Annotated in this window: 20 protein-coding genes; 15 read left to right on the top strand and 5 right to left on the bottom strand. The window is 69.6% G+C overall.

What is annotated here, in order from left to right; genetic code table 11:
• The first annotated feature begins 2 nt into the window (after window positions 1–2).
• Genes mftD through ACFQS9_RS14490 form a run of 3 tightly spaced genes read left to right on the top strand, consistent with a single transcriptional unit; the run spans window position 3 to window position 5130 of the window.
• Entirely contained in the window at window positions 3–1178 is a 1176-nt protein-coding gene (gene mftD / locus ACFQS9_RS14500; protein ID WP_378405809.1) for a pre-mycofactocin synthase MftD, read from the top strand.
• Between the two features lie 23 nt (window positions 1179–1201).
• A complete protein-coding gene (locus ACFQS9_RS14495) occupies window positions 1202–3181 on the top strand; it encodes a mycofactocin system FadH/OYE family oxidoreductase 1 (RefSeq protein WP_378405807.1) in 1980 nt (659 codons plus the stop codon).
• Window positions 3178–5130 (top strand): mycofactocin system FadH/OYE family oxidoreductase 2, encoded by a 1953-nt coding sequence (locus ACFQS9_RS14490; protein WP_378405805.1) that lies wholly within the window; start codon window positions 3178–3180, stop codon window positions 5128–5130. Before ACFQS9_RS14495 ends, ACFQS9_RS14490 begins: the two co-directional genes overlap by 4 nt.
• 4 nt (window positions 5131–5134) lie before the next feature.
• Here ACFQS9_RS14490 and ACFQS9_RS14485 read toward each other — a convergent pair whose 3' ends face one another.
• Window positions 5135–5401, bottom strand: a complete 267-nt coding sequence (locus ACFQS9_RS14485; protein ID WP_378405803.1) for a hypothetical protein — start codon at window positions 5399–5401, stop codon at window positions 5135–5137.
• A gap of 161 nt (window positions 5402–5562) precedes the next feature.
• Window positions 5563–6168 carry a hypothetical protein gene (locus tag ACFQS9_RS14480; protein WP_378405801.1) on the bottom strand — a complete coding sequence of 202 codons (606 nt, stop codon included), beginning with the start codon at window positions 6166–6168 and terminating at the stop codon, window positions 5563–5565.
• Window positions 6169–6330: 162 nt separating this feature from the next.
• Here ACFQS9_RS14480 and ACFQS9_RS14475 point away from each other — a divergent pair, with 162 nt between their 5' ends.
• The 12 genes from ACFQS9_RS14475 (at window position 6331) to ACFQS9_RS14420 (ending at window position 21409) form a co-directional block, all read left to right on the top strand.
• Window positions 6331–7827: a flavin-containing monooxygenase gene (locus tag ACFQS9_RS14475; protein ID WP_378405799.1), complete on the top strand. Its 1497-nt coding sequence runs from the start codon at window positions 6331–6333 to the stop codon at window positions 7825–7827.
• Complete coding sequence (locus ACFQS9_RS14470) at window positions 7824–8957, top strand: VOC family protein (RefSeq protein ID WP_378405797.1); 1134 nt, start codon at window positions 7824–7826, stop codon at window positions 8955–8957. The genes ACFQS9_RS14475 and ACFQS9_RS14470 overlap by 4 nt, the downstream gene beginning before the upstream one ends.
• A gap of 20 nt (window positions 8958–8977) precedes the next feature.
• Window positions 8978–9664 carry a mycofactocin biosynthesis peptidyl-dipeptidase MftE gene (gene mftE, locus ACFQS9_RS14465; protein ID WP_378405795.1) on the top strand — a complete coding sequence of 229 codons (687 nt, stop codon included), beginning with the start codon at window positions 8978–8980 and terminating at the stop codon, window positions 9662–9664.
• 25 nt (window positions 9665–9689) lie between these two features.
• A complete protein-coding gene (gene mftF / locus ACFQS9_RS14460) occupies window positions 9690–11087 on the top strand; it encodes a mycofactocin biosynthesis glycosyltransferase MftF (RefSeq protein ID WP_378405793.1) in 1398 nt (465 codons plus the stop codon).
• A 3-nt stretch (window positions 11088–11090) separates the two neighbouring features.
• The gene (gene mftG / locus ACFQS9_RS14455; RefSeq protein WP_378405791.1) at window positions 11091–12590 is read left to right on the top strand and encodes a mycofactocin dehydrogenase MftG; all 1500 of its coding nucleotides are present in this window, start codon (window positions 11091–11093) and stop codon (window positions 12588–12590) included.
• Between the two features lie 114 nt (window positions 12591–12704).
• Window positions 12705–13922 (top strand): sigma-54-dependent transcriptional regulator family protein, encoded by a 1218-nt coding sequence (locus ACFQS9_RS14450; protein ID WP_378406510.1) that lies wholly within the window; start codon window positions 12705–12707, stop codon window positions 13920–13922.
• A gap of 115 nt (window positions 13923–14037) precedes the next feature.
• The gene (adh, locus tag ACFQS9_RS14445) at window positions 14038–15561 is read left to right on the top strand and encodes an aldehyde dehydrogenase (RefSeq protein WP_378405789.1); all 1524 of its coding nucleotides are present in this window, start codon (window positions 14038–14040) and stop codon (window positions 15559–15561) included.
• A gap of 154 nt (window positions 15562–15715) precedes the next feature.
• On the top strand, window positions 15716–16258 hold the full coding sequence (locus ACFQS9_RS14440) for a DUF779 domain-containing protein (RefSeq protein WP_378405787.1): 543 nt from the start codon (window positions 15716–15718) through the stop codon (window positions 16256–16258).
• Window positions 16259–16377: 119 nt separating this feature from the next.
• Entirely contained in the window at window positions 16378–17811 is a 1434-nt protein-coding gene (gene eat, locus ACFQS9_RS14435; RefSeq protein ID WP_378405785.1) for an ethanolamine permease, read from the top strand.
• The gene (locus tag ACFQS9_RS14430) at window positions 17808–19220 is read left to right on the top strand and encodes an ethanolamine ammonia-lyase subunit EutB (protein ID WP_378405783.1); all 1413 of its coding nucleotides are present in this window, start codon (window positions 17808–17810) and stop codon (window positions 19218–19220) included. The genes eat and ACFQS9_RS14430 overlap by 4 nt, the downstream gene beginning before the upstream one ends.
• Window positions 19217–20014, top strand: a complete 798-nt coding sequence (eutC, locus tag ACFQS9_RS14425) for an ethanolamine ammonia-lyase subunit EutC (protein ID WP_378405781.1) — start codon at window positions 19217–19219, stop codon at window positions 20012–20014. The genes ACFQS9_RS14430 and eutC overlap by 4 nt, the downstream gene beginning before the upstream one ends.
• Window positions 20015–20107: 93 nt before the next feature.
• Entirely contained in the window at window positions 20108–21409 is a 1302-nt protein-coding gene (locus ACFQS9_RS14420) for a haloacid dehalogenase-like hydrolase (protein ID WP_378405779.1), read from the top strand.
• A gap of 54 nt (window positions 21410–21463) precedes the next feature.
• Here the strand turns inward: ACFQS9_RS14420 and ACFQS9_RS14415 are convergent, their stop codons facing one another.
• From ACFQS9_RS14415 to ACFQS9_RS14405, 3 genes are all read right to left on the bottom strand, one after another.
• Entirely contained in the window at window positions 21464–22813 is a 1350-nt protein-coding gene (locus ACFQS9_RS14415; RefSeq protein WP_378405777.1) for an MFS transporter, read from the bottom strand.
• 47 nt (window positions 22814–22860) lie between these two features.
• Window positions 22861–23247 (bottom strand): carboxymuconolactone decarboxylase family protein, encoded by a 387-nt coding sequence (locus ACFQS9_RS14410; protein WP_378405775.1) that lies wholly within the window; start codon window positions 23245–23247, stop codon window positions 22861–22863.
• A gap of 174 nt (window positions 23248–23421) precedes the next feature.
• Window positions 23422–24426 carry an AraC family transcriptional regulator gene (locus ACFQS9_RS14405; RefSeq protein WP_378405773.1) on the bottom strand — a complete coding sequence of 335 codons (1005 nt, stop codon included), beginning with the start codon at window positions 24424–24426 and terminating at the stop codon, window positions 23422–23424.
• Window positions 24427–24488 lie beyond the last annotated feature (62 nt).

The following is a 24488-nucleotide window of genomic DNA, read 5'->3' as shown; positions in this document are numbered from 1 at the left end:
TGATGGCCAAGAATGCCTGGTTCGAAACCGTTGCCGAGGCGCAGCGGCGGGCCAAGAAGCGGCTGCCGAAGTCGGTGTACGGCGCGTTGATCGCCGGTTCGGAGCAGGGCCTGACCCTCGACGACAACACCTCCGCCTTCGGTGAGCTCGGTTTCGCCCCGCACGTCGCGGGACTGTCGGACAAGCGCGACCTGTCGACCACCGTGATGGGCCAGCCGATCTCGATGCCGGTGCTGATCTCGCCGACCGGCGTGCAGGCCGTGCACCCCGACGGCGAGGTCGCGGTCGCCAGGGCCGCCGCCGCCCGCGGCATCGCGATGGGGCTGAGCTCGTTCGCGAGCAAGTCGATCGAAGAGGTGACGGCGGCCAACCCGCAGACCTTCTTCCAGATGTACTGGGTCGGCAGCCGGGAGGTGCTGCTGCAGCGCATGGAGCGGGCGCGCGCGGCCGGGGCGACCGGGCTGATCATGACCCTGGACTGGTCCTTCTCGCACGGACGCGACTGGGGCAGCCCGGCGATCCCGGAGAAGATGGACCTCAAGGCCATGGTCCGGTTCGCGCCCGAGGCGATCACCCGGCCGAAGTGGTTGTGGGAGTTCGCGAAGACCGGCCGGGTGCCGGACCTGACCACCCCGAACCTGGCCGCGCCCGGCGAGCAGGCCCCGACCTTCTTCGGCGCGTACGGCGAGTGGATGGGCACGCCGCTCCCGTCGTGGGAGGACGTCGCGTGGCTGCGCGAGCAGTGGGGCGGGCCGTTCATGCTCAAGGGCGTCATGCGGGTCGACGACGCCAAGCGCGCGGTCGACGCGGGCGTCACCGCGATCTCGGTGTCGAACCACGGCGGCAACAACCTCGACGGCACCCCGGCACCGATCCGGGCGCTGCCCGCGATCGCGGAGGCGGTCGGAAGCGAGATCGAGGTGCTGCTCGACGGTGGCATCCGGCGCGGCAGCGACGTCGTCAAGGCGGTCGCCCTCGGTGCCCGCGCGGTGATGATCGGCCGTGGCTACCTGTGGGGCCTGTCGGCCAATGGCCAGGCGGGTGTCGAGAACGTGCTCGACATCCTCCGCGGTGGAATCGATTCCGCGCTACTGGGTCTCGGGCATTCGTCCGTGCAGGACCTGACCGCCGCGGACATCGTGATCCCGCCGGGATTCGCCCGCCCGCTCGGCCTCTGAGCCAGGTGTAGGCGTCGCAGGTCGTGGCGCAGCGGTTGACCGAACGACTCACCCTGGCCGGGCGCACCGCCCGGTCCAGGGTGCTGTTCGGACCCCACGAGACGAACCTGGGCAGCGACCGCTCCCTGTCCGAGCGTCACGTCGCGTATTACGAGCGGCGCGCGCGGGGCGGCACGGGCATCCTCGTGACCGAGGTCGCCTCGGTACACGCCGACGACTGGCCGTACGAGCGGGCACCGCTGGCCGCGCAGTGCGAGGCGGGCTGGCGCGATATCGCGGCCGCGTGTCGCCCGCACGGGACGCTGGTACTGGCCGGGCTCGGCCATACCGGCCTGCAGGGCTCGAGCGCGTACTCGCAGTCGGCGCTGTGGGCCCCCTCGCGCGTCGCGGACGTCGTCACCCGCGAGCTGCCGATGGAGATGGAGCTGGCCGAGATCGACTCGCTCATCGACGGATTCCGGTCCGCGGCCGCGGCGGCCCGTGCCGCCGGCCTGGACGGAGTCGAGCTCGATGCGGGCCCGCGGTCGCTGTTGCGGCAGTTCCACTCGGGTCTGACCAACCTGCGCGGCGACCGGTACGGCGCGGACCGGCTCCGGCTCACCCGCGAGGTGATCGACGCCGTCCGCGGCGAACTCGGTGGCGACCGGGTGCTGTCGCTGCGACTGAGCTGCGACGAGCTCGCGCCCTGGGCGGGGATCACGCCGGAGATCGCCGCGGGGCACGCCGGTGAACTGGCGGAGTCGCTCGATCTGCTCGTGGTCGTCCGTGGCGGTCCGATGTCGGCCCAGGCGTACCGGCCGGACTCACACACGGCCCCGGTGTTCAACGTGAAACTGTGCTCGATGATCCGCGACGCGGTCGCCGGTGCGGTGCCGGTCGTGTTGCAGGGCAGCGTGATCGAGTGGGGGCAGGCCGAGCGCGCGCTCGACGAGGGCGTCGCCGACGCGGTGGAGATGACCCGTGCGCAGATCGCCGATCCGGACCTCGTCGTCACGGCCCGCCCCGGCGGCGGGCCCCGGCGGCCGGCTCAGGCCGCACCGCGGCCATGCGTGCTCTGCAACCAGACCTGTCAGGTCCGTGACCCGCGGAACCCCATCGTCACCTGCGTCGGGAATCCGTCGGCGGGACACGAGAGCATCGATCCCGACGAGACGCTGCCGGCGCGGGAGCCGCGCGACGTCCTGGTCGTCGGGGGCGGGCCCGCCGGGCTCGAGGCCGCGCGGGTGCTGGCGATGCGCGGGCACCGGGTCACCCTCGCCGAGCGTGGTCCCCGGCTCGGCGGCATGCTGCGGGTGGCCGCGGTCGGCTCGGGCCGCGACTCGCTCGCGAACCTGGTGGACTGGCAGGAGTCCGAATGCCGCCGGCTGGGCGTCCGGGTCGAGACCGGCCGCGCCGTGGATTCCGGGGAGATCGACGCGGCGATGTCGTCCGGTGGGGTGGTGATCGTGGCGACCGGAAGCGTGGCCGGACCCTGGCCCGGAGACCGGCACGACGGCACCGAGATCGTGGGTGCCCCAGAGGTACTGGCCGGACATCCGTTGCCGGACGGCCCGATCCTGGTCTTCGACCCGGTCGGAGGTCCGGTCGGCATCGCGGTCGCGGAAAGGCTCGCGGCCCGCGGGCACGAGGTGTCCATCGCGACACCGGACCAGGTTGTCGGCGTCCAGCTCGGCATGACCGGCGACCTCTCGTCCGCCGATGTCCGGCTGCAGCGGGCGGGCATCACGCGCCATCTGAGCGTGACCGTGCGCGCGATCGGGGCGGACGGTGTCGTACTGGAGAACGTCTACACCGGCGAGCGGCGGGCGCAGGCCGCGGCCGCCCTGATCGACTGCTCGCATCGGATCCCCGACGAGTCCCTCTTCCTGCAACGGCCCACCGCGATCCGCATCGGGGACTGTGTGGCGCCGCGGACGGCCGCCGAGGCGATCCGGGAGGGCCGGGCGGCCGCGGTCGCGATCTCGTCCGGGGCGGTCGCGATCTCGTCCGGGGTGCGGCCATGACCTACCGGCACCTGCTCACCCCGCTGGCGCTGGGCCGGCTGACCCTGCGCAACCGGGTGGTGTTCTCGGCGCACCTGACCAACAGTGCACGCGGAGGGCTCCCCACCGAACAGCACGTCGCCTACTACGAGGCGCGCGCCAAGGGCGGTGCGGGCCTGATCATCACCGAGGAACACAGCACGCACCCGTCCGACTGGCCGTACGAGAAGCTGATCCAGGGGTACCGACCCGAGGTCGTTCCGCACTATCGGAAGATCACCGACGCGGTCCACGCCCACGGCGCGGTGATCCTGGCCCAGCTCAATCACAACGGCGGGCAGGGCTCCGGGATGTACTCGCGGCAACCGGTCCTGGCGCCGAGTCCCGTGCCGGACCCACTCTTCCGGGAGGTCCCGAAGGCCGTCGACGCGGCCGAGATCCGGGAGCTCGTCGCGGGCTTCGCGGCGGTCGCCGGGCACTGCAGGCTCGGCGGCTTCGACGGGGTCGAGGTCCAGTGTTCGCAGGCCTCGATCGTGCGGGCCTTCCTCTCGCCCGACACCAACCGGCGCACCGACCGGTATGGCGGAGCCCTGGCGAACCGGGCGCGCTTCCTGCTCGAGGTCGTCGAATCGGTACGCGCGGCGCTCGGACCCGAACCCGTGCTGGGCGTGCGGCTGACGGGGGAGGAGCTGATCGAGAACGGCATCCACCTGGAGGAGGCGGTGGAGGTCGCCGCGATGGTCGAGGCCTGCGGGCACGTCGACTACATCAACACCTCGATCGGCATGGCCACGCAGACCCTGCACCTGATCGAGGGATCGATGGCGGTCCCGCGCGGGTACGCGTTGTTCATCCCGAGCGCGATCCGCAAGCGGGTGGCGCTGCCGGTGATCGGGGTCGGGCGGTTCACGGACCCCGAGCACGCGGATCGCGCGATCGAGGAGGGCCACTGCGACCTGATCGGAGTCGTTCGAGGCCAGATCGCGGATCCCGATTTCGCCGCCAAGGCCGCGGACGGTCGCCCCGAACAGATCCGGACCTGTCTGTCCTGCAATCAGGAGTGCATCGGCCGGGTCGGATTGGGGCGCTGGCTCGGCTGCATCGAGAACCCCAGGGCCGGAAGAGAATCGGTTCCACTGCCGATGCCGCGACGGCCCGGTCTGCGCGTGTGCGTGGTGGGCGCCGGACCGGCGGGCCTGCAGGCCGCGTCCACCGCCGCGCAGCGCGGTCACCGGGTGACGCTGTTCGAGCGGGCGGACCGCACCGGCGGCCAGGTCCGGGTCGCCGCCGGTGTGACGGGCCGGGTCGAGTTCGGGGAGTTGGTCGCGAATCTCGAGGCGGAGTGCGTGCGGTACGGGGTGGAGATCAGGACCGGTGTCGACGTGGATGCGGACCTGCTGCGGTCGTGGGCGCCCGACGCGGTCGTCGTCGCGACCGGGGCCCGGCCCCTCCGGCCGCGATGGGCGGGGGAGTCGACCAGGGTGGTGGACGTGCGGGACGTGCTCGAGGGCCGGGCCGAACCCGACGGCCGGGTGCTCGTGATCGACGAGCTGGGCTTCCACCAGGCGACGTCCGTCGCCGAACTGCTCGCCGACCGCGGCTGCTCGGTGACCGTCGCGACCAACGGCATGATCGTCGGCCAGGACCTGGGCATCACGCTCGACATGGAGGGCTGGCAGAGCCGGGCGTACCGCAAGGGCATCGCCCAGCGCACCGACCTGGTGCCGATGGGCGCCGTCGCGGTGCCGGGGCCTGCGGTGCGGGTCGCGTTGCTGCACCATCCGACCGGGGCCACCACCGAGCCGGAGTTCGACTGGGTGGTGTGCGCGGTGCACCAGCAGCCCGAGGACGGGCTCTGGAAGCAGTTGTCCGGCAGCGAGTTCGCGGTGCACAGGGTGGGCGACGCGGTGACCCCGCGGCGCGCGGACGCGGCGGTGACCGAGGGCCACCGGGCGGCCGTGGCGCTCTGAACGCCTAGAGGCCGGTGGCGCGGTCGCCGGGGAGCAGGCGTTGGGGCAATTGTTCGAACGCCCAGCCCGTCGGGTCGCGTCGGGTGAGCAGCCAGATCACGTCGAACCGGTCCTCGGGCCACGGGTCGGGCGGCGTCGAATCGACCTCGCCCAGTGCGTCGACGATCTCGGGGAGGTACTCGCGCTGCCAGGAGATCAGGATCGGGCCCGGCGTGCGCAGCACCCGTTTCGCGAGGGCCTCGACCTCCGATCGCCCGATGTCGGTGTCCACCTCGACTCCGAGTTTGTCGGCCAGCGGCGAGATGGTCTGCAGCGAACGCTTGCTGCCGTCCTTCTTGCTCGGTGTGGAGGCGAACAGGGACCGAGGGCGCTCCAGTCCGGCGGGTGGCTCGCCTCGTCCTTGGCCATGGGGCCATCCTTCCCTTCGGCCGCTCAGTCTGTCTGATGGTTGCCGTCATCCACGGCCGCGGCGGACTGGAGCAGACCCCAGGAGAACTGCGCCTCGCAGGCTGTGCCGTCCGGAGTTGCGAACGCGGCGGCCGCATGGCTGGCGACGGAACCGGCGGACATGCGGTAGCGGACGGGGGAGCAGGTCGATTCCAGGTCGTCGATGACCAGCTGCCAGGGCCGAAGATCGGCCGCCGAGGTGATGGCGGGCGCCGCCTGGTCGGACATTCTGGCCAGCCGCTCGTCGACGACGTCCCCACCCGGCCCGAAGGTGACCTGGAACTGCAGGCCGGGCCACAGCGGCATCGGCCAGGCCTCGACGGCCAGCTCGCCGATCGCGGGAACCCGGCGCGAGCTCACCACTGCAGGCTTGCCCAATGCGAGTCGATACCGCGACGCGCCGCCGGGGAAGCCGCCCCGCAGGCCGCGCTGCCACTGGGCGTGCGCCGCGCGCAGGTCGGCGGCGCTCTTGCCGAGATTCTTGAGGGCGGCCCCGACCAGCGTCGGCTGATGGTCGTGCATTCGGCGCAGCAGCATCAGCTCGAAGTTCACGGTGCCGAAGCCTCGCAGCGGCATTCGGTCCTGTCCCACATGCCGATCGTAGGCCGCCGATTCCGTTGGCCCGCGGATCCTCGACCACCAGGCGGGGTAGGGGTGAGTGATTCCCCTCCGAGGGGGGACGAATTCCGGCCAGGTGAGGATCAGGATATTGAGTGCCACACCAACATCCCCTCGCCACCTGGGAGTACCCCCATGCACGAGAACGAGCTCCACGCCAAACCGGACACCACCGATGTGGATGTCCTGATCGTCGGTGCGGGCGTGTCCGGGGTGAGCGTGTTGATCAAGCTGGCCGAACGCGGCGTCACCAATGCCCTGATCCTGGACAAGGCCGAGCGAATCGGTGGCACATGGGTGGCCAATGACTACCCGGGTCTGCGCTGCGACGTGCCGAGCGAGCTGTACTCGCTGGGTTTCGCACCCAATCCGGGCTGGGCCCGTACGTACTCGTCGCAGGACGAGATCCGCGACTACATCGAGTCGGTGGCACACTCGTTCGGCGTCGTCGACCGCATCCGACTCCGGACGGAGATGGTGAGCGCGGTCTGGGACGAGCCTGCCCGTCGGTGGCGAATCACCACCGCCGACGGCACCGAGATCACGGCGAAGGTCTTCGTTCCCGCTGCCGGCATCATCGGGGAGGCGAAGATGCCGCGGCTTCCCGGCCAAGAGACGTTCCGCGGCACCGTCTTTCATTCCGGAAATTGGAATCATGAGCACGACCTCACCGGTGAGCGGGTCGCGGTGGTCGGCGCGGGAGCCTCGGCGATTCAGTTCCTGCCCGCGATCCAGCCCGCGGTCGGCAAGCTCTACAGTTTCCAGCGCGCGCCGTCGTGGGTGCTGTCGAAGCCCGACTTCGCCATGCCGCGACTCGTGTCCCGTGTCTTCACACGATTTCCGTTCGTGCAGAGGATGATTCGCGAGGCCGGGTTCCGCGGGTTGGAGGTGATGTATCCGCTCATGCTGCACCCCCGGTTGTTGACCACGATCGTGCGGCCGATGCAGCGATCGAACATGCGACGCGCCATCGAGGACCCGGAACTGCGCCGCAGGCTCATGCCTGACCACCCGTTCGCCTGCAAGCGACCGATGTTGTCGAACGACTGGTATCCGGCCCTCGCGAAGCCCAACGTCCAGGTGGTGTTCCAGGGGGTGGAGCGACTGACCGAACGCGGACTGGTCACGACAGACGGCAGCGAGTACGAGGTCGACACCGTCATCTTCGGAACCGGATACACCGCAGGCGATCTTGCGGTCACCCACATCATCAGGAACGGTGCAGGCGCGACGATCAACGAGGTGTGGAACGGGAGCCCGCGGTCCTACCTCGGCCTGGCCGTGCACGGCTTCCCGAACATGTTCATGATGCTGGCCCCCAACTCGCAATGCCACGTCCAGTCCGTCATGTGGACTTCGGAGCTCCAGGCGGGCTACGTGGCGAGGGCGGTCAAGGCGCTGCTCGACGGGCGGGTGGACCGCTTCGAGGTGAAGAAGTCGGTGCACGACGGTTTCGTTGCCGCGATCGACAAGCGGCTGGAGCGAATGCCGAGTCAGCCGAAGTACTGCACGACCTACTTCTCCGATTCGACCGGGCGCAATCACGTCGTCTGGCCCGAATGGGCCTTCAAGATCAAGCGGGTGCTCAGTCGCTTCGCGATCACCGACTACGACATCGGAGCGACGACATGACGGCAACCGGAGCCACGACGGGTCGTGGAGCGCCGCTCATCATCGACGCCGCAGCCGGAACCAACGGTCGCGCGCGGGCGAGCGATCCCGTCATCAGGGTCGAGGATCTGGCCTGGGTCGAGATGGAGAAGCCGGACCTCGACGCAGCGGAGCGGTTCACGCACGCTTTCGGATTCGCCACCGCTGTCCGCACGCCGCAGGAGTTGCACCTGCGCGGAACGTTGCCGGGTCCTGCGTGCCTGATCATCCGACGAGGAAGGAGGGCTCGGTTTGTTGCCCCGGTGTACCGCGCCTCGAGTCGAACGGACCTCGAACGCCTCGCACGCGCGCTGGACGGCGCCGTGCGGCCGCTCGCCGGTCCGGGCGGCGGATACGGAATCGACGTGCACGATCCGTCCGGCTCGCTGGTCCGAGTGGTCGCGGAGGTGGAGGAGTTGCCGGCCCTTGCCGAGCAGCAGGCCCTGACACTCAACGTGGGCACCCGGGCGGACCGCATCAACGCCGTCCAGCGCCCGCCCCACGAGGCCGCCCGGGTGCAGCGTCTCGGCCACGTCGAGCTCGAGACCACGAGGTTCCGGCGGACACTGGACTGGTACCTCGAGAACCTCGGGCTCATCGTCAGCGACTACCTCTTCCTCCGTGGCCAGCGGGATCGGGGCCCCGTCATGGCGTTCGCCCGCTGTGACCGTGGTCGCATTGCCACCGACCATCACACCCTCGCGTTGTATCTCGGTCCGCGCGAGCGCCTGGCCCACACCGCCTATCAAGTGTCTGACCTGGATGCGATCGCGATGGGCGCCGGATATCTCGCCGGGAGCGGCGGTGCGCACGTCTGGGGGATCGGTCGACACGTCGAAGGGAGCGCAGTCTTCAACTTCTGGCGGGATCCGGACGGCTTCCTGTTCGAGCACTATTCCGACGGCGACAGGTTCGACGACACGGTCCGACCCGACTGGGCCCCGATGCAGGCCAGTCGTCTGACCCAATGGGGTCCGCCGCCAACCGCCGGCTACCTGGGTTCGCGCCCATCGTTGAGTCTGTTTCGTGCCGTGCTGGCGGCCCTGCGCGAGAAGGACAACGACATCGACCTGCGCAGGCTCCTCGGCCTGGCGCGGGTAACCATCTCGTAGGTGCGGCCTAACCTTGGGGCATGCCCGAATCCCTTGCCGTCACAACCTGGCCGGAGATCGCCGCGGCCGTCCCGGCCGTCGCGGTGCCGGTCGGCTCGCTCGAGCAGCACGGACCGCACCTCCCGCTGGACACCGACACCCGGATCGCGGTCGCGGTGGCGCGGTCGCTGCCCGGCATGACGGTCGCGCCCGCCATCGCCTACGGGGCCAGCGGGGAGCACGAGGGGTTCGCGGGAACCGTCTCCCTCGGTGCGTCCGCGCTCGAGGCCGTGGTCGTCGAATACGGGCGTTCGGCGTGTCGCTGGTCCCCGCGCGTGTTGCTGGTGAACGGGCACGGCGGCAACGCACCCACCCTCGCCAAGGCGGTCGCGCTGCTGCGTTACGAGGGCCGGGACGTCGCCTGGCTGCCCTGTGCGGTGCCCGGTGCCGATGCTCACGCGGGGCACACAGAAACGTCCCTGCTGCTGCACCTTTCGCCAGGTGACGTGCGAATGGACCGCGCGGAACCGGGTGCCACCCAGCCGATCGGTGAGCTGATGGACCGGCTCCGGGCCGGCGGGATCGCGTCCGTGAGTGCGAACGGGGTGCTGGGCGACCCGACCGGGGCGAGTGCCATCGAGGGTGAACGGATGTTCGAGCAGATGCGGGCGCGTTGTGTTGCCGCCGTGTTGCGATGGCAACCGGATGGCAAAGGCATGTTGCGGTGAGAGCAGATCCGAATACGATCACCTGATGCGCCAAGCTCGACTGCCCGACGGGTTCGGGGTGAGAATCGATCCGAAGGTGCGCACATACTCGGGCGGACGGGTGCTGATCGGCGGTTCCCCGACCCGGATGCTCAAGCTCGCACCGACGGCGGCGGCGATGATCGGCGACGGCTACCTGAAGGTCGTCGACACCCAGTCCGCACAGGTCGCCCGGCACCTGCTCGATTCCGGGGTCGCGAATCCCCGGCCGATGAGTTCGCCGTCCCATCAGGACGTCACGGTCGTCATCCCGCTCCACAACAACATCGCCGGACTCAATCGGCTGCTGCCCGCACTGCGCGGGCTCTCGGTCATCGTCGTCGACGACGGCTCCGACGAGCCTGTGACGACTCCGCCGTGCTGCGACGGGCGGGCGGAGGTACGGATTCTCCGGCACGAGACGGCCCTCGGCCCCGCTGCCGCACGCAACACCGGAATGGCCGCTGCGACAACGGAGTACGTCGCCTTCCTGGATTCCGACGTGGTACCCAGGCTCGGTTGGCTCGAGGCGATGCTGGGCCACTTCAGCGACCCGGCCGTCGCGATGGCCGCGCCTCGGATCGTCGCGCTCGAACCGGAGGCGGGTGCGATCGCCCGCTACGAACATGCCCGATCCTCCCTCGATCTGGGCCGTAAGGAGGGCGCGGTGCGGGCGGGTAGCCCGGTCTCCTACGTGCCGAGTGCGGCCATGCTGGTGCGCAGGCGCGCACTCGAGGAGTGCGGCGGCTTCGATGCGGAGATGCATGTGGCCGAGGATGTCGATCTGTGCTGGCGGCTGCACGCGGCCGGCTGGCGATTGCGCTACGAGCCGATCGCCAATGTTGCCCACGATCACCGCGTCTCGTTTCGGAAGTGGTTCGGCCGCAAGCTCTTCTATGGAACGGGTGCGGCTCCGCTTGCGCTTCGGCACGAGGGTCTGGTGCCGCCGGTCGCGATGTCGCCGTGGACCCTGCTCGCCGTCGTGCTCGCCGCCACCTGTACCCGGCTCGGCCTGGCCGGGTCCCTGGTCGCCCAGATCGTCACCGTCATCCGACTCCGCCGGACGTTCCGGGAGCTCGACCAGCCGACCAGGATCTCGGTTGTCCTCGCCGCGCAGGGCTTTGCGGGCGGAGCCTGGCAGCTCGCGTCCGCGATGTGCAGGCACTATTGGCCGGTGACGCTGCTGGCCGCCCTGCTGTCGCCACGCGTCCGTCGGGCCTGGCTGGCGGTGGCCGTGGCCGAGGGTCTCGCGGACTGGTTCACACATCGGGAGCCGGGCGGGCTGGGACCGTTGCGGCACACCGTGTTCAAGCGGATGGATGACATCGCCTACGGCACCGGTCTCTGGCGTGGGGCGATGGCCGAGCGCAGTCTCGCCGCGCTGAAGCCCCGGCTGCGGGGCTGAACGATGGCGGCCCCCGATCCGGTGGCCGATGTGATCGTGGTGGGCGGTGGGTCCAGCGGATGCGTCGTGGCCTCGCGGCTGAGCGCGAACCCCGATCGCACGGTACTGTTGATCGAGGCCGGCGTCGGATCGGGCGGTCCCGGCCCGCTCGGGCTGCTGCCGATCGGTCCGGGCAGCGACATCGTCTCCCGCTACCCGGTCGAGTTGCGGCCGGGACGGCAGGCGACCATCGCCCGTGGCCGGGTGCTCGGTGGCTCCGGGGCGGTCAACGGTGGTTACTTCATCCGGGGGACCCCCTCGGACTTCGCGAGCTGGCCGGTGGCGTGGTCGTATTCCGAAGTGCTGCCGTACTTTCGGAAGCTCGAGACCGACCTGTCGGGTGACCGGCGCTGGCACGGGGTCGACGGTCCGATGCCGGTGACGCGTATCGGTCGCGATCGCATGCACCCTGTCAGCGCCGCGTTCCTCGAGGCCTGCGCGACCGAGGGGTTCGGGTACTCCGCGGACCTCAACGATCCGAACGCGGAGGGTGCGGGTCCGGTGCCGCTCAATGCCTCGGCGGGGCGCCGGATCAGCACCGCATCGGCGTACCTGGAGCCGATTCTCGACCGGCCGAACCTGTTGGTGCGGACCGGCGTGGTGGCCCGCCGGGTGGAGTTCGACGGCGTCCGTGCGGTCGGTGTAGAGGCGGAGATCGCGGGCGTGCGGCGCCTTTTGCGGGCCCGTCAGGTGGTGCTGTGCGGGGGTGCGATCGGTACGGCCCACCTACTCATGCACTCCGGAATCGGTTCGGCGCAGCACCTTTCGGATCTGGGGCTGCCGGTGATCGCGGATCGCCCCGGTGTGGGACGCGACTTCGGTGACCATCCCGAGGTGACGCTCGAGTACCGGCCTCACCGCGGCGTTCCGAGGGACCCACACACCGCGGTCCTGGAAGCGGTGCTGGAGGCGGACGGCATCGAGATCCGCCCGTACACGGCGCCGTTCTCGGAGATCATCCCCGGCGCGGACGACACGGCCGCACGCGTCGGGGTGGCGCTGATGCGCCCGGACAGCAGGGGGCAGCTCACCCTGCGGTCCTCCGATCCTCGGGATCCGCCGGTCGTGCGGTACCGGTACCTGGCGTCCGCCGCCGACCGCGCGGCGATGCGGGCCGGCCTCGATCTGGCGCGGGGGCTGCTGGCCTCGGCGGCGTTCGGGAGGGTGGCCGAGGTGGCGGACGGCGCGCGGTCGTCCATCGGGACGTTCGAGAACCTCGGCACCTCGCTGCACCTGTCCGGAACCTGCCGGATGGGGTCGGAGTCCGACCACGGCGCCGTCGTCGACGAGCGGTGCCGGGTGATCGGCGTGGACGCGGTGACGGTGGCCGACACATCGGTGATGCCGGCGGTGACCTCGCGCGGCCCGCACGCGACCGCGGTGATGATCGCCGAACGGGTGTCCGCGCTGATCGACGGCGACACAGGGCCCGCTCGCGGCGCCCCGGGAAGCGGCGGAGTGTGACCGGCGTTACAGTTGGTGGGACGTCACGGAGGAACTCGATTGACCAGAGCAACGCACGGCAACCCCTGGATTGCCGTACGGCCGGGCGATGATGTCGCGCAGTTGGCGCGATTGATGTCGTCTGCCCATCGATCCTTCGTCGACGGCGGGACCGGGGAGGCCGCCGACCCGGTCCGGTCCGTGGTCCTCGATTCGTGGCTGCGCAGCCGCAACAAGGGCGTGAATCCCGACGGGGTCGGTGACGGTGTCGATCTCGACGGGATCGAACTGGAGCGGTACCGCTCCGCGCACCCGATGGCCTTGATCCGACCCGTGGTGCGCAAGCTCCTGGTCGACGACGCGGCCGACACCGGTCTGCTCGTCGCGATCAGCGACGCGGAGGGACGCCTGCTCTGGGTGGAGGGCGACACCCAGGCGAAGGACCGTGCGCTGGCGATGAATTTCGTCGAGGGCGCCGATTGGAGCGAGGACCGCGTCGGCACCAACGCCCCGGGCACCGCGCTCGCCCTCGACCACTGCGTCCAGATCTTCGAGGCCGAGCATTTCAGCCGCACGGTGCACGACTGGAGTTGCTCCGCGGCGCCCGTACACGACCCGATGAGCGGCCAGATCCTCGGTGCCATCGACATCACCGGCGGTCCGCGGGTCGCGGTGCCCGAGGTGCTCTCGCTGATCAGGGCCACCGTCGCGGCCGCCGAGTCCGAGCTCCGCCTGCACCTGCTGAACTCGCCCCGGCTGCTCGGCGACGCCTCCCCGCGGCTTCAGGTCCTCGGATCCGAGCGGCCGACGCTCGTGCGGGACGGTGACCGGGTGAGCCTCTCTCAGCGGCACGCCGAGATCCTGCTGCTGCTGGCCGAGCACCCGGAGGGCCTGGGCTCCGATCACCTCGCGGTGCTGCTCGACGAGTCGGAACTGGACTCGGTGACGATCCGGGCGGAGATGTCGCGCCTGCGCAAGGTGTTCGGCGCCGACGGCCTCGGATCCCGCCCCTATCGGTTGCTGACGGACCTCGGTTCGGACGTCGACGAGGTGCGCCGCGCGCTCGACCGCGGCGACGCGGCCGCCGCGCTGCGGGCCTATCGCGGCCCGGTGCTGCCGGGCTCGGTCGCGCCCGGGGTCGAGGACATCAGGAACGACCTGCGCGGCCGCATGCGTGCGGCGTTGCTGCGGGCGGGGGACCAGGGCCTGCTGGCGAAGTGGACGAGCACGGTCGAGGGCCGCGAGGACACCGGCGCCTGGGCCGCCTACCTGTCCTCGATGGACCGCCGATCGCCGATGTATGACCAGGTCAAGTCGAGGATCGAGATGCTCGACCGGCGGCTGGGCGTCTGATCTCGCGCGACGCAACGTTGTTGCAACCCCCGGGCTCCTAGTGTTCTGAATCACACCCCACGGCGACACTCGCGTCGTCGGCAGGGGAGAGACAGCACACCACGAGGAGCCTTCGATGACCGTGTACGCCCGTCCGGGTTCACCCGATTCCGTCATGTCCTTCCAGTCCCGCTACGACAACTGGATCGGTGGACAGTGGGTGCCGCCCGTCAAGGGGCAGTACTTCGAGAACCCGACCCCGGTCACCGGTCAGCCGTTCTGCGAGATCGCCCGCGGCACCGCCGAGGACATCGAGCTCGCCCTCGACGCCGCGCACGCCGCCGCCCCCGCCTGGGGCAAGACCTCGGTCGCCGAGCGCGCCGTGATCCTCAACAAGATCGCGGACCGGATGGAGCAGAACCTCGAGGCCATCGCCCTCGCCGAGTCCTGGGACAACGGCAAGCCGATCCGCGAGACCCTGAACGCCGACATCCCGCTCGCCATCGACCACTTCCGCTACTTCGCGGGTGCCATCCGGGCACAGGAGGGTTCGCTCTCGGAGATCAACTCCGACACCGTCGCCTATCACTTCCACGAGCCGCTCGGGGTGGTCGGTCAGATCATCCCGTGGAACTTCCCGATCCTGATGGCGGTGTGGAAGCTGGCGCCCGCGCTGGCCGCGGGCAATGCGGTCGTGCTCAAGCCCGCCGAGCAGACCCCCGCCTCGATCCTGTTCCTGATGAGCGTGATCGGCGACCTGCTGCCCGCAGGTGTCGTGAACGTCGTCAACGGCTTCGGCACCGAGGCGGGCAAGCCGCTCGCCTCGAGCCCGCGGATCAAGAAGATCGCCTTCACCGGCGAGACCACCACCGGCCGGCTGATCATGCAGTACGCGTCTCAGAACCTGATCCCGGTCACCCTGGAACTCGGCGGCAAGAGCCCGAACATCTTCTTCTCCGATGTGCTCGCCGCCAACGACGACTATCAGGACAAGGCGCTCGAGGGCTTCACCATGTTCGCGCTCAACCAGGGCGAGGTGTGCACCTGCCCGTCCCGCGCGCTCATCCAGGGCGAGATCTTCGACGAGTTCCTCGCGATGGCGGCCGTCCGCACCAAGGCGGTGCGGCAGGGCGACCCGCTCGACACCGAGACCATGATCGGTGCGCAGGCCAGCAACGACCAGCTGGAAAAGATCCTGTCCTACATCGAGATCGGCAAGGCCGAGGGCGCCCAGCTGGTGACCGGTGGTGAGCGCGCCGAGCTCGGTGGCGACCTGTCCGGCGGCTTCTACGTGCAGCCGACGGTGTTCACCGGCAACAACAAGATGCGGATCTTCCAGGAGGAGATCTTCGGGCCGGTGGTGTCGGTGACGTCCTTCAAGGACTACGACGAGGCCATCGAGATCGCCAACGACACCCTGTACGGCCTCGGCGCCGGTGTCTGGTCCCGCGACGGTGGGGTGGCCTACCGCGCCGGTCGCGACATCCAGGCCGGCCGGGTGTGGACGAACACGTATCACCAGTACCCCGCGCACGCGGCGTTCGGCGGCTACAAGCAGTCCGGCATCGGGCGCGAAAACCACCACATGATGCTCGACCACTACCAGCAGACCAAGAACCTCTTGGTCAGCTACGCCCCGAAGGCACAGGGCTTCTTCTGAGCCAGAGGCTCAGGGCTTCTCCTGACCTGAGTCCCCCCGATCCACGGCGCCCGCCAATGCCCCCCTGCGGCGGGCGCCGTGACCATGGCGCGGCGCCCGCTCATCCCCCCGAGGCGGGCGCCGTGTCTCCACTTCTCGCCGAACGGAGTTCTCCATGGCCGACCCGATGACGATGCCGGGACGGATCGTCGCGACCGCGGCGGCGATGGATCTGCTCCGACGCCTAGGCGGTATGCACGGCCCCCTGATGATGCACCAGTCCGGCGGGTGCTGCGACGGCTCGGCGCCGATGTGTTATCCCGCAGGCGAATTCATCGTCGGCGACCGTGACGTCCTGGTCGGGCTGCTCGACCTGCGGCTCGGTGTCGGCGAGGTGTCCGGTTCCCTTCCCGACGGTGATGACGCTGTACCCGTGTGGATCTCGGGATCGCAGTTCGAGGCCTGGCAACACACACAGTTGGTGCTGGACGTGGTCCCCGGTCGAGGTTCGGGCTTCAGTCTCGAGGCGCCGGAGGGAGTGCGCTTCCTGAGCCGGGCCCGCGCGTTCTCGCCCGAGGAGAACGTCGCGCTCGCCCAGACCGAACCGGTCACCGGGCAGAGCTGGGAGGAAGGGCGGCGGCCCGAGCTGCCCGCCGAACCCCAGGTGGTCGCCGAGGCCGCCGATGCCTGCCCCGTCCCGGGCCGACCGGGGAACTGATCAGTTGTAACCGCGTGGACATCAATCCCTGACGTAGAGCTTCGACACTGTGCGCAGCCCCGCCGCCCTGGTGGCGCCGCCGGTGTCGTGTGATCATTCACTAGGAGAAGGAGGTCGCCATGGCGATCACCACCAAGAAGGCCTCACACGAGGACTTCCACAACGAGGACAGCGAATACCTCGCGAAGCGCACGCTCAAGTCGGGCTCCGCCGGGTGGTTGCTGCTGGCCGGGCTGGGCGTGAGCTACGTGATCTCCGGTGACTACGCCGGGTGGAACAACGGGCTGGCCGAGGGCGGCTTCGGCGGTCTGCTCATCGCGGGCGTCGTCATCGCGGGCATGTACCTGGCGATGGTGCTCGGCATGGCCGAGATGTCCTCCGCGTTGCCCGCCGCGGGCGGCGGTTACACCTTTGCCCGCCGGGCGCTCGGACCCTGGGGTGGATTCGCCACCGGCACAGCAATTCTCATCGAGTACGCGATCGCGCCCGCCGCGATCGCCACCTTCATCGGCGGCTACGTCGAGTCACTGAACCTGTTCGGGATCACCGACGGCTGGTGGGTCTATCTCGCGGTCTACGCCATCTTCATCGGAATCCACCTGACCGGCGCGGGTGAGGCACTGAAGGCGATGTTCGTGATCACCGCGATCGCGCTGGTCGGCCTGATCGTGTTCGCGGTGTCCGCGTGGGGCCTGTTCGACGCGAGCAACCTGACCGATATCGCGGCGGACCCCGGCGCGGCAGGCAGTTCCAGCTTCCTGCCCTTCGGTTGGTTCGGGATCTGGGCCGCGGTGCCGTTCGCCATCTGGTTCTTCCTGGCGGTCGAGGGTGTTCCGCTCGCTGCGGAGGAGGCCCGCGAGCCCGAGAAGAACGTGCCGAAGGGCATCATCATCAGCATGCTGCTCCTGATCATCACCGGGGCATCCGTTCTCTTCCTCGCCACCGGCGCGCTCGGAGCCGAGGCCCTGTCGACCTCGGGCAATCCGCTGGTGCAGGCGCTCGGCGACGGCGGAGCGGCGAAGGCCGTCAACTACATCGGCCTGGCGGGCCTGGTCGCGAGCTTCTTCTCGATCATGTACGCGTACTCCCGCCAGACCTTCGCGCTCTCGCGCGCCGGGTACCTGCCGACCAGGCTCTCGGTGACCAACTCCCGCAAGGCCCCGACGCTCGCGCTGATCGTCCCCGGTGTCATCGGCTTCATCCTCTCGCTCACCGGCGAGGGCGCGATGCTGCTCAACATGGCGGTGCTGGGCGCGGCGGTCAGCTACGTGCTGATGATGATCAGCCACATCGTGCTCCGTAAGCGCGAACCCGGCATGCCGCGCCCGTACCGCACCCCGGGTGGCATCGTCACCACGTCCTTCGCGCTGGTGATCGCCATCGCGGCGGTGATCGCCACCTTCCTGGTCGATCCGACGGCGGCGATGTGGACCGTGGTCGCGTTCGGCGCCTTCATGGCCTACTTCGGCTTCTACAGCCGGCACCACCTGGTGGCCAACTCGCCCGATGAGGAGTTCGCGATTCTCGCCAAGGCGGAAGAAGAATTGGAATGACGCGCTACAGCCAGCAGATCGGCGGCACCAGCCACACCTTCGACGGGCTCGTCGAGCTGATGGCGAAGGCGACCCCGCTGCGCAGCGGCGACGAGCTCGCCGGATGCGCGGCGTCCTCGGATGCCGAGCGCGCGGCCGCGCAGTGGGCACTCGCCGATGTCCAGCTCGAGACGTTCCTGCACGAATTGCTGGTGCCGTACGAGACCGACGAGGTCACCAGGCTGATCATCGACTCGCACGATCGCGCTGCGTTCCAGGCGATCTCGCACCTGACGGTCGGTGGTCTGCGGGACTGGCTGCTGGAGGTGGCCGCGGGTGACGACGCGGCCGCCACCCTGCGGTCGGTCGTGCCAGGTCTGACGCCGGAGATGGTGGCGGCGGTCAGCAAGATCATGCGGAACCAGGACCTCATCGCGGTGGCACGGGCGGCCGTGGTCACCGCGGGTTTCCGGACCACGGTCGGGCTGCCCGGCAGGCTGAGCACCCGGCTGCAGCCCAACCATCCGACCGACGACCCGCGCGGCATCGCGGCCGCCACGCTGGACGGGCTGCTGCTCGGCTGCGGAGACGCGGTGATCGGGATCAACCCGGCGACCGACTCTCCACACGCCACCTCCGATCTGCTCCACCTGCTCGACGAGATCCGGCAGCGGTTCGAGATCCCCACCCAGTCCTGCGTGCTCTCCCACGTCACCACCACGATGGACCTGATCGAGGCGGGCGTCCCGGTGGACCTGGTGTTCCAGTCCATCGCGGGCACCGAGGGTGCGAACGCGAGTTTCGGTGTCACCGTGCCGCTGTTGCGGGAGGCCAACGCCGCGGGCCGCTCGCTCGGGAGGGGCACCGTCGGCAACAACGTCATGTACCTGGAGACCGGCCAGGGCTCGGCGCTGAGCGCGGGCGCCCACCTCGGCACCGGCGGCCGTCCCGTGGACCAGCAGACGCTGGAGACGCGCGCGTACGCGGTGGCCCGCGACCTCGAACCGCTCCTGGTCAACACGGTGGTCGGCTTCATCGGTCCGGAGTACCTGTACGACGGCAAGCAGATCATCAGGGCCGGGCTGGAGGACCACTTCTGCGGGAAGCTGCTCGGGCTGCCGATGGGCGTCGACGTCTGCTACACCAACCACGCCGAGGCCGATCAGGACGACATGGACACCCTGCTCACCCTCCTGGGGGCGGCGGGGGCGGCGTTCGTCATCGCGGTCCCAGGAGCGGACGACGTGATGCTCGGCTACCAGAGCCTGAGCTTCCATGATGCGCTGTATGTCCGGCAGGTGCTGGGGCTGCGTCCGGCCCCGGAGTTCGAGGCCTGGCTGCACCGGCTCGGCATGACCGACGCGGCGGGCCGGGTGCTTCCGGTGGATGCGGCGGCCTCACCGCTGCGCGCCCTGACGGGGGCGCTGTGAACCTCGAGAAGCGTACGGGCACGGCACGGGCCGACGCGGATCCACAGGACTTCTGGGAGGAGCTGCGGCTCAGCACGCAGTCGCGGATCGGGCTCGGCCGGGCCGGGGACTCGCTGCCCACCGACCGGGTGCTCGAGTTCCGCGCCGCGCATGCCGCGGCCCGCGATGCGGTGCACCTACCGTTGGACGCCGACGCGCTGTCCCGACAGGTCGAGGCGCTGGGGCTCGGCAGCCCCGCCCTGGTGACGAGCCGGGCAGGCAACCGCGCCGAGTACCTGCGCAGGCCCGACCTCGGCCGGCTGCCCGCCGATCTGGCGGGTGTCCCACGCAGCGGAGCGGACCTGGGATTCGTTCTCGGGGATGGTCTTTCGCCCCGCGCGCTGATGGATCACGGTGCCGCGCTGCTGGGGGCGCTGGCCGAAGAGCTCTCGGACAGGTATTCGCTCGCGCCGCCGGTGATCGCGACGGAGGCGCGGGTGGCGCTCGGAGACCACATCGCCGAGGCGATGGGTGTACGGACCCTGATCGTGTTGATCGGGGAGCGGCCGGGATTGTCGGTGGCGGACAGCCTCGGCATCTACCTGACGCATCTACCCCGTCCCGGTCGCACCGATGCCGACCGGAACTGCGTCTCCAACATCCACCCGCCGGAGGGACTCGGCTACGCCCAGGCCGCAAAGGTGGTGGCGGGCTTGGTGTCCGGCGCCCGAAAGCTGGGACGCTCAGGAGTCGACCTCAAGGACACCTCGCGCTCCGACGCGCTGTCCTCCGGAGAGATCCTGACCCTCGACTGACCCGCTCGGCCGCCCGCCGAGATTCTTCTCCCACATCGCCACATGTGTGTCGGTGTGCTCCCGCGCGCCCACACACCTCACGAAAGAGGTTTCATGGTGAAGTCGATCCCCACCCGAACTGTCTGGATGTGTGCCCTGTCCGGTGCACTCTTGCTGACGGCATCGTGTTCGTCGAGTGGCGATGATGCCGCAGCCGCCACCCCAGACGTCGCGGTGAGCAGCTGTGGCGCCCTCGATCCGGCGCTGGAATGGTACGGCGACAACCGGCAGCGATTGGACCGGATGATCGCGGAGAAGGGCACCTGTGGCGTCGACGGTGATGTCGCCGACGGCGCCCCGCTCGCGCTGTTCGACTGGGACAACACCGTGGTCAAGAACGACATCGGCAGCGCGACCGCGTACTGGATGATCAAGAACGACAAGATCCTTCAGCCCGAGGGCGCGGATTGGGCGACGACGAGCCGATTCCTGACCCCGGATGCGGTCGCGGCACTCGGGGCGGCGTGCGGCGCCGAGATGGCGCCGGGCTCGCCGCTGCCGACCGGCTCCGATCTCGACTGTGCCGACGAGATGGTTGCCGTGCTGGACGACGAGACCACGTCGGGGAAGCCGGCCTTCGCCGGGTACGACCATCGGCGGACGAAGCCCGCGTACGCCTGGGCGGCCGCGCTGATGGGTGGGCATTCGGTCGACGAGGTGACGGAGTACGCCCGGGCGGCCAGAGCGGAGAACCTCGCCGCACCCGAGGGTGCCGCACAGACCGTGGGAACCACCGAGGTCGACGGGTACGTGAGGTATTACCCGCAGATCGTCGACCTCGTGAAGGTACTGCGTACCAACGGTTTCGATGTTCGCATCATCTCCGCATCGGCGGAACCCGTGGTGCGGGTGTGGTCGGAGGAGCTGGGCCTGGCGCCCGAACGGGCGATGGGTGTCCGTCCGGTCGTCGAGAACGGTGTCCTCACGAGGCACCTCGTGGGCTGCGGCGGCGTGGCCGACGGCGACGACTCGGTCATCCCGTACATCGACGGCAAACGGTGCCAGGTCAACGAGGTCGTGTTCGGGGTGAGCGGCCCCGCGGCGTTCGATCAGTTGCCCGCGGACCGGCGCCAGGTGTTCGCGGCCGGCGACTCCGTCACCGACGTGACGTTCCTCGGTGACGCCACCGGTGCGCGCCTGGTGATCAACCGCAACAACGCCGAGCTCATGTGCAATGCCTACGACAACAGCGACGATCGGTGGCTGGTCAATCCGATGTTCCTCGATCCGAAGAACCGGGCGGAGGAGCCCTACCCGTGCTCGACCAAGGCCTACACCGCCGCCGACGGTGGCAAGGGAGCGGTCCACCGGGTCGACGGGTCGGTGATCGGGGACCAGGTCGACTCCGTCTACTGACGTGTGAACGCCGCGAGTGGGGTTGGTTCGGTGAACCAACCCCACTCGCGGCGGTCAGGCCGCCGCGGCGGCGCTCTGTGCCGCGAGCTTCCGGAGCCCGGCGGGGTAGAGGCGTTTGCCTGCGACAAGGGCGACGATCGCGAGGACGTACACCAGGGGCGACAGTTGCAGGGCCTCGAGCAGGCCGAGACGATCGGCAAGGATGCCGATGACGAACGGACCCAATGCCAGGCCGAGGACATTATTGGCGACGGTGAGGGTGCCGAGCGCGGACGACCGCACCGACGGGTGGGTCAGGCTGGCCACCATGGCCGCGGAGGGGCCCGAGGATCCCGCGGCGAAGAAGGCGCCGATCCCCAGCAGGACCAGTTGCGGCGCCCCGGTGTCCAGGCGAAGTCCCAGTCCCAGAGCGAGGAGCGAGATCAGGCAGAAGGCGATCGCGCTCGACCACTTTCCGGCCGGGTCGTTCCTGCTCACCCGGTCAGTGATGATGCCGCACACGATCATGCCGGTTCCGACGAGCAACACGAACACCGATGCGATCGCGCCCGCCTTGTCGGGGGCCATGCCGTAGTACCGGTTGAAGAAGCTGGGGGTCCAGGAGAGCAGGACCGCGGCGGTGAACATCTGCAGACCGCCTCCCAGATACGCGCACCACACCGCGGGGTTGGTGAACAGGCTCGACACCGGGACCCGAATGGTGCTCCCGGTGCTTCCCACCGTTTCGACGTCCTGGTCGGCGGCGTGCTCCGCCAAGCGGCGTTCGGTGACGAGGGCCCGGAACAGGGCGACGAGCAGGAGGCCGAGCACCGCCATCGCGGCGAAGGACCAGCGCCAGCTCAGATGCACGGCGATGACACCGCCGAGCGACACACCGACGACGGAGCCGAAGGAACCCCCGGCCATGAAGGCGCCGCTCAGCGTCGAGTGCACGCGGGGCGCGAAAACACCGAGCACAACGGCGATCCCGACGCTGCCGTAGGCGGCTTCGCCGACACCGACGAGGAAGCGGGCGGCCAGCATCTGCTCGTAGTTGGACGCGATCGCGCACAGGAGCGTCGCGACGCTCCACAGCGTGGCCATCAGCACCAGGCTCTTCACCCGGCCCCATCGGTCGGCCAGGAGTGAGAGCGGGAGCGTCAGCAGGCCGACCATCAGCGCGACGATGCTGGTGAGCGAGGCGAGCTGGGAATCCGACAGGGCCCAGTCGGCTTTGAGGAACGGGAAAACCGCGCTGAGGACCTGCCGCGACATGTAGTCGGACAACAGCAAGGCGAAGGTGAGGGCGAAGACGAGCCAGGGGTAGTACGAGGAGCGCCGGGTGCGGCGGTCGGCGGTCGTCGGGGAACTCGGCGGCTCGACGGCTGCGATCTCGAGTTCGGGGGTGGTGGATGTCAGTCCCATGGATGCTCCTGGGGTGCGGCTGGTGGGGGAAGGTGTGGGAGCGGCGCTCAGGGTGTCGCGCGCCGGGACTCGTACGCCTCGAGTTCCTCCGCGAGGATCGGCACGCCGAGATTGCAGGCGTGGATCCCGAGGACGCTCACCATCTCGAGAACGGTGAGGATCTCCTCCCTGGACACACCGAGCTCGAGGGCCGCCCGGATGTGCCGGCGAACGCCAGGCGCGTACAGGTGGGTGGCGGCGGCATCGATGGCGATGCTCAGCAGTTCGACGAACTCGGGTGTGAACACCCCGCGCCGCACGGGCGTGGCGTTCATCGCCATGAACTGCTCGGTCCACTCCGGGTCCCACTGGGACAAGGTGTCCCACAGTGGATTCCAGCTTCCGTCGTGCTTCATTCGGTCGAGCGTCGGGGTGGGTGTCGGCTCAGCGGTCATGGCGGCTCGTTTCACGGAGAACGAATCGGGTGTGATGTGGGCGATGGCCCGGCCCGATAGTGGCCTGCATCACGTTACGTCGCCCGTGAGCCGAATAATTGCCCGTGTGGGACAGGATTCTTTGCATTTCGGGACATTGTCCCGGGTGGGGCCGCATGTGGACGCGGTCGCGACCTAACCCTCGGTTTGTTTGCGCCACTCGCGGGGGCTCATGCCGAACTGCTGATGGAACCACCGGGAGAAGCTGCTCGGTGTCGAGAAGGCGAGCAGCTCGGAGATCTCCGTGAACGAGTAGCGCCGGCCTGCGACCATGCGTTTCGCGAGTTCGGCGCGGGTGGAGTCGACGACCGAGGTGAATGTCTCGCCCGACTTCGCGAGGTGCCGATGCACAGTTCGGCGGTCGACGCCGAGGCTGCGGGCGACCTGCTCGATCGAGCAGCGTCCGCTCGGCAGCAGGAGTTCGACGAGCTCGCGAACGCGTTTGGTGAGCGTGGGTTCCTCCGGCGTGGTGAGCGTGTCGAGGAGTTGTTGTGCATAGGACCGCAGCAGCGGGTCGGACAGCCTGTTCGGTTCGTCCAGATCGCCTGTGTAGGTGATGATTCCGGAGAACTCGCTGTTGAAGTGCAGTGGCGCGTCGAAGACCTGGCGGTGCGTCGAATCGTCGGCGGGCCGGTCGTGTTCGAAGCTGACGGACACCGGATGCCACCGATCGCCCAGTAGGTGTCGCAGCAGCTGGTGGGTCACCGCGACCGCCAGCTCGACGGACTGCCGGACCGGGACGGGGTCCCCGGGATCGATGCTGATGCGGATCGTGGCCAGGCCGTCGCGCTCGGACAGCCGGATGTGCAGCGACTCGTTGTAGGTGTGCTGGTACCGGATCAGCATCCGGAGTGCGCTTCGGGCGTCCGGCTCGTCCCGGATGCTCACGCTCAGGGGGCCGAGGGTGGACAGGCGCCGCCGCTCGGCCAGCTTCAGGGCGAAGTCCTGGCGACCCGATGCCGCCGCGGACAACTCCAGGAGGCGCGCGACCGAGGACGCGGGCACCCAGCGGTCCTGCAGGTCCAGGCCGGCCGGGTCGAGGCCGACGCTCCTGAGCAGCTGCACCGGATCGAGCGAGAGGGTGCGGCTCAGTTCGATGTAGCCGGTCAGCGCGGCATATCGAGCGAGGGGCTTTGCCATTCGCATCACCTTCCGTCGCGTGTGTCCCGCTCGGCGCCTCGGTTCAGGTGTCCCGAACGGGA

The organism is Rhodococcus daqingensis (genome assembly GCF_042665615.1).
GTDB lineage: Bacteria > Actinomycetota > Actinomycetes > Mycobacteriales > Mycobacteriaceae > Rhodococcus_G > Rhodococcus_G daqingensis.
Note: the sequence above shows the minus strand (reverse complement) of the source record. Positions and strands in the feature narration are given on the sequence as shown.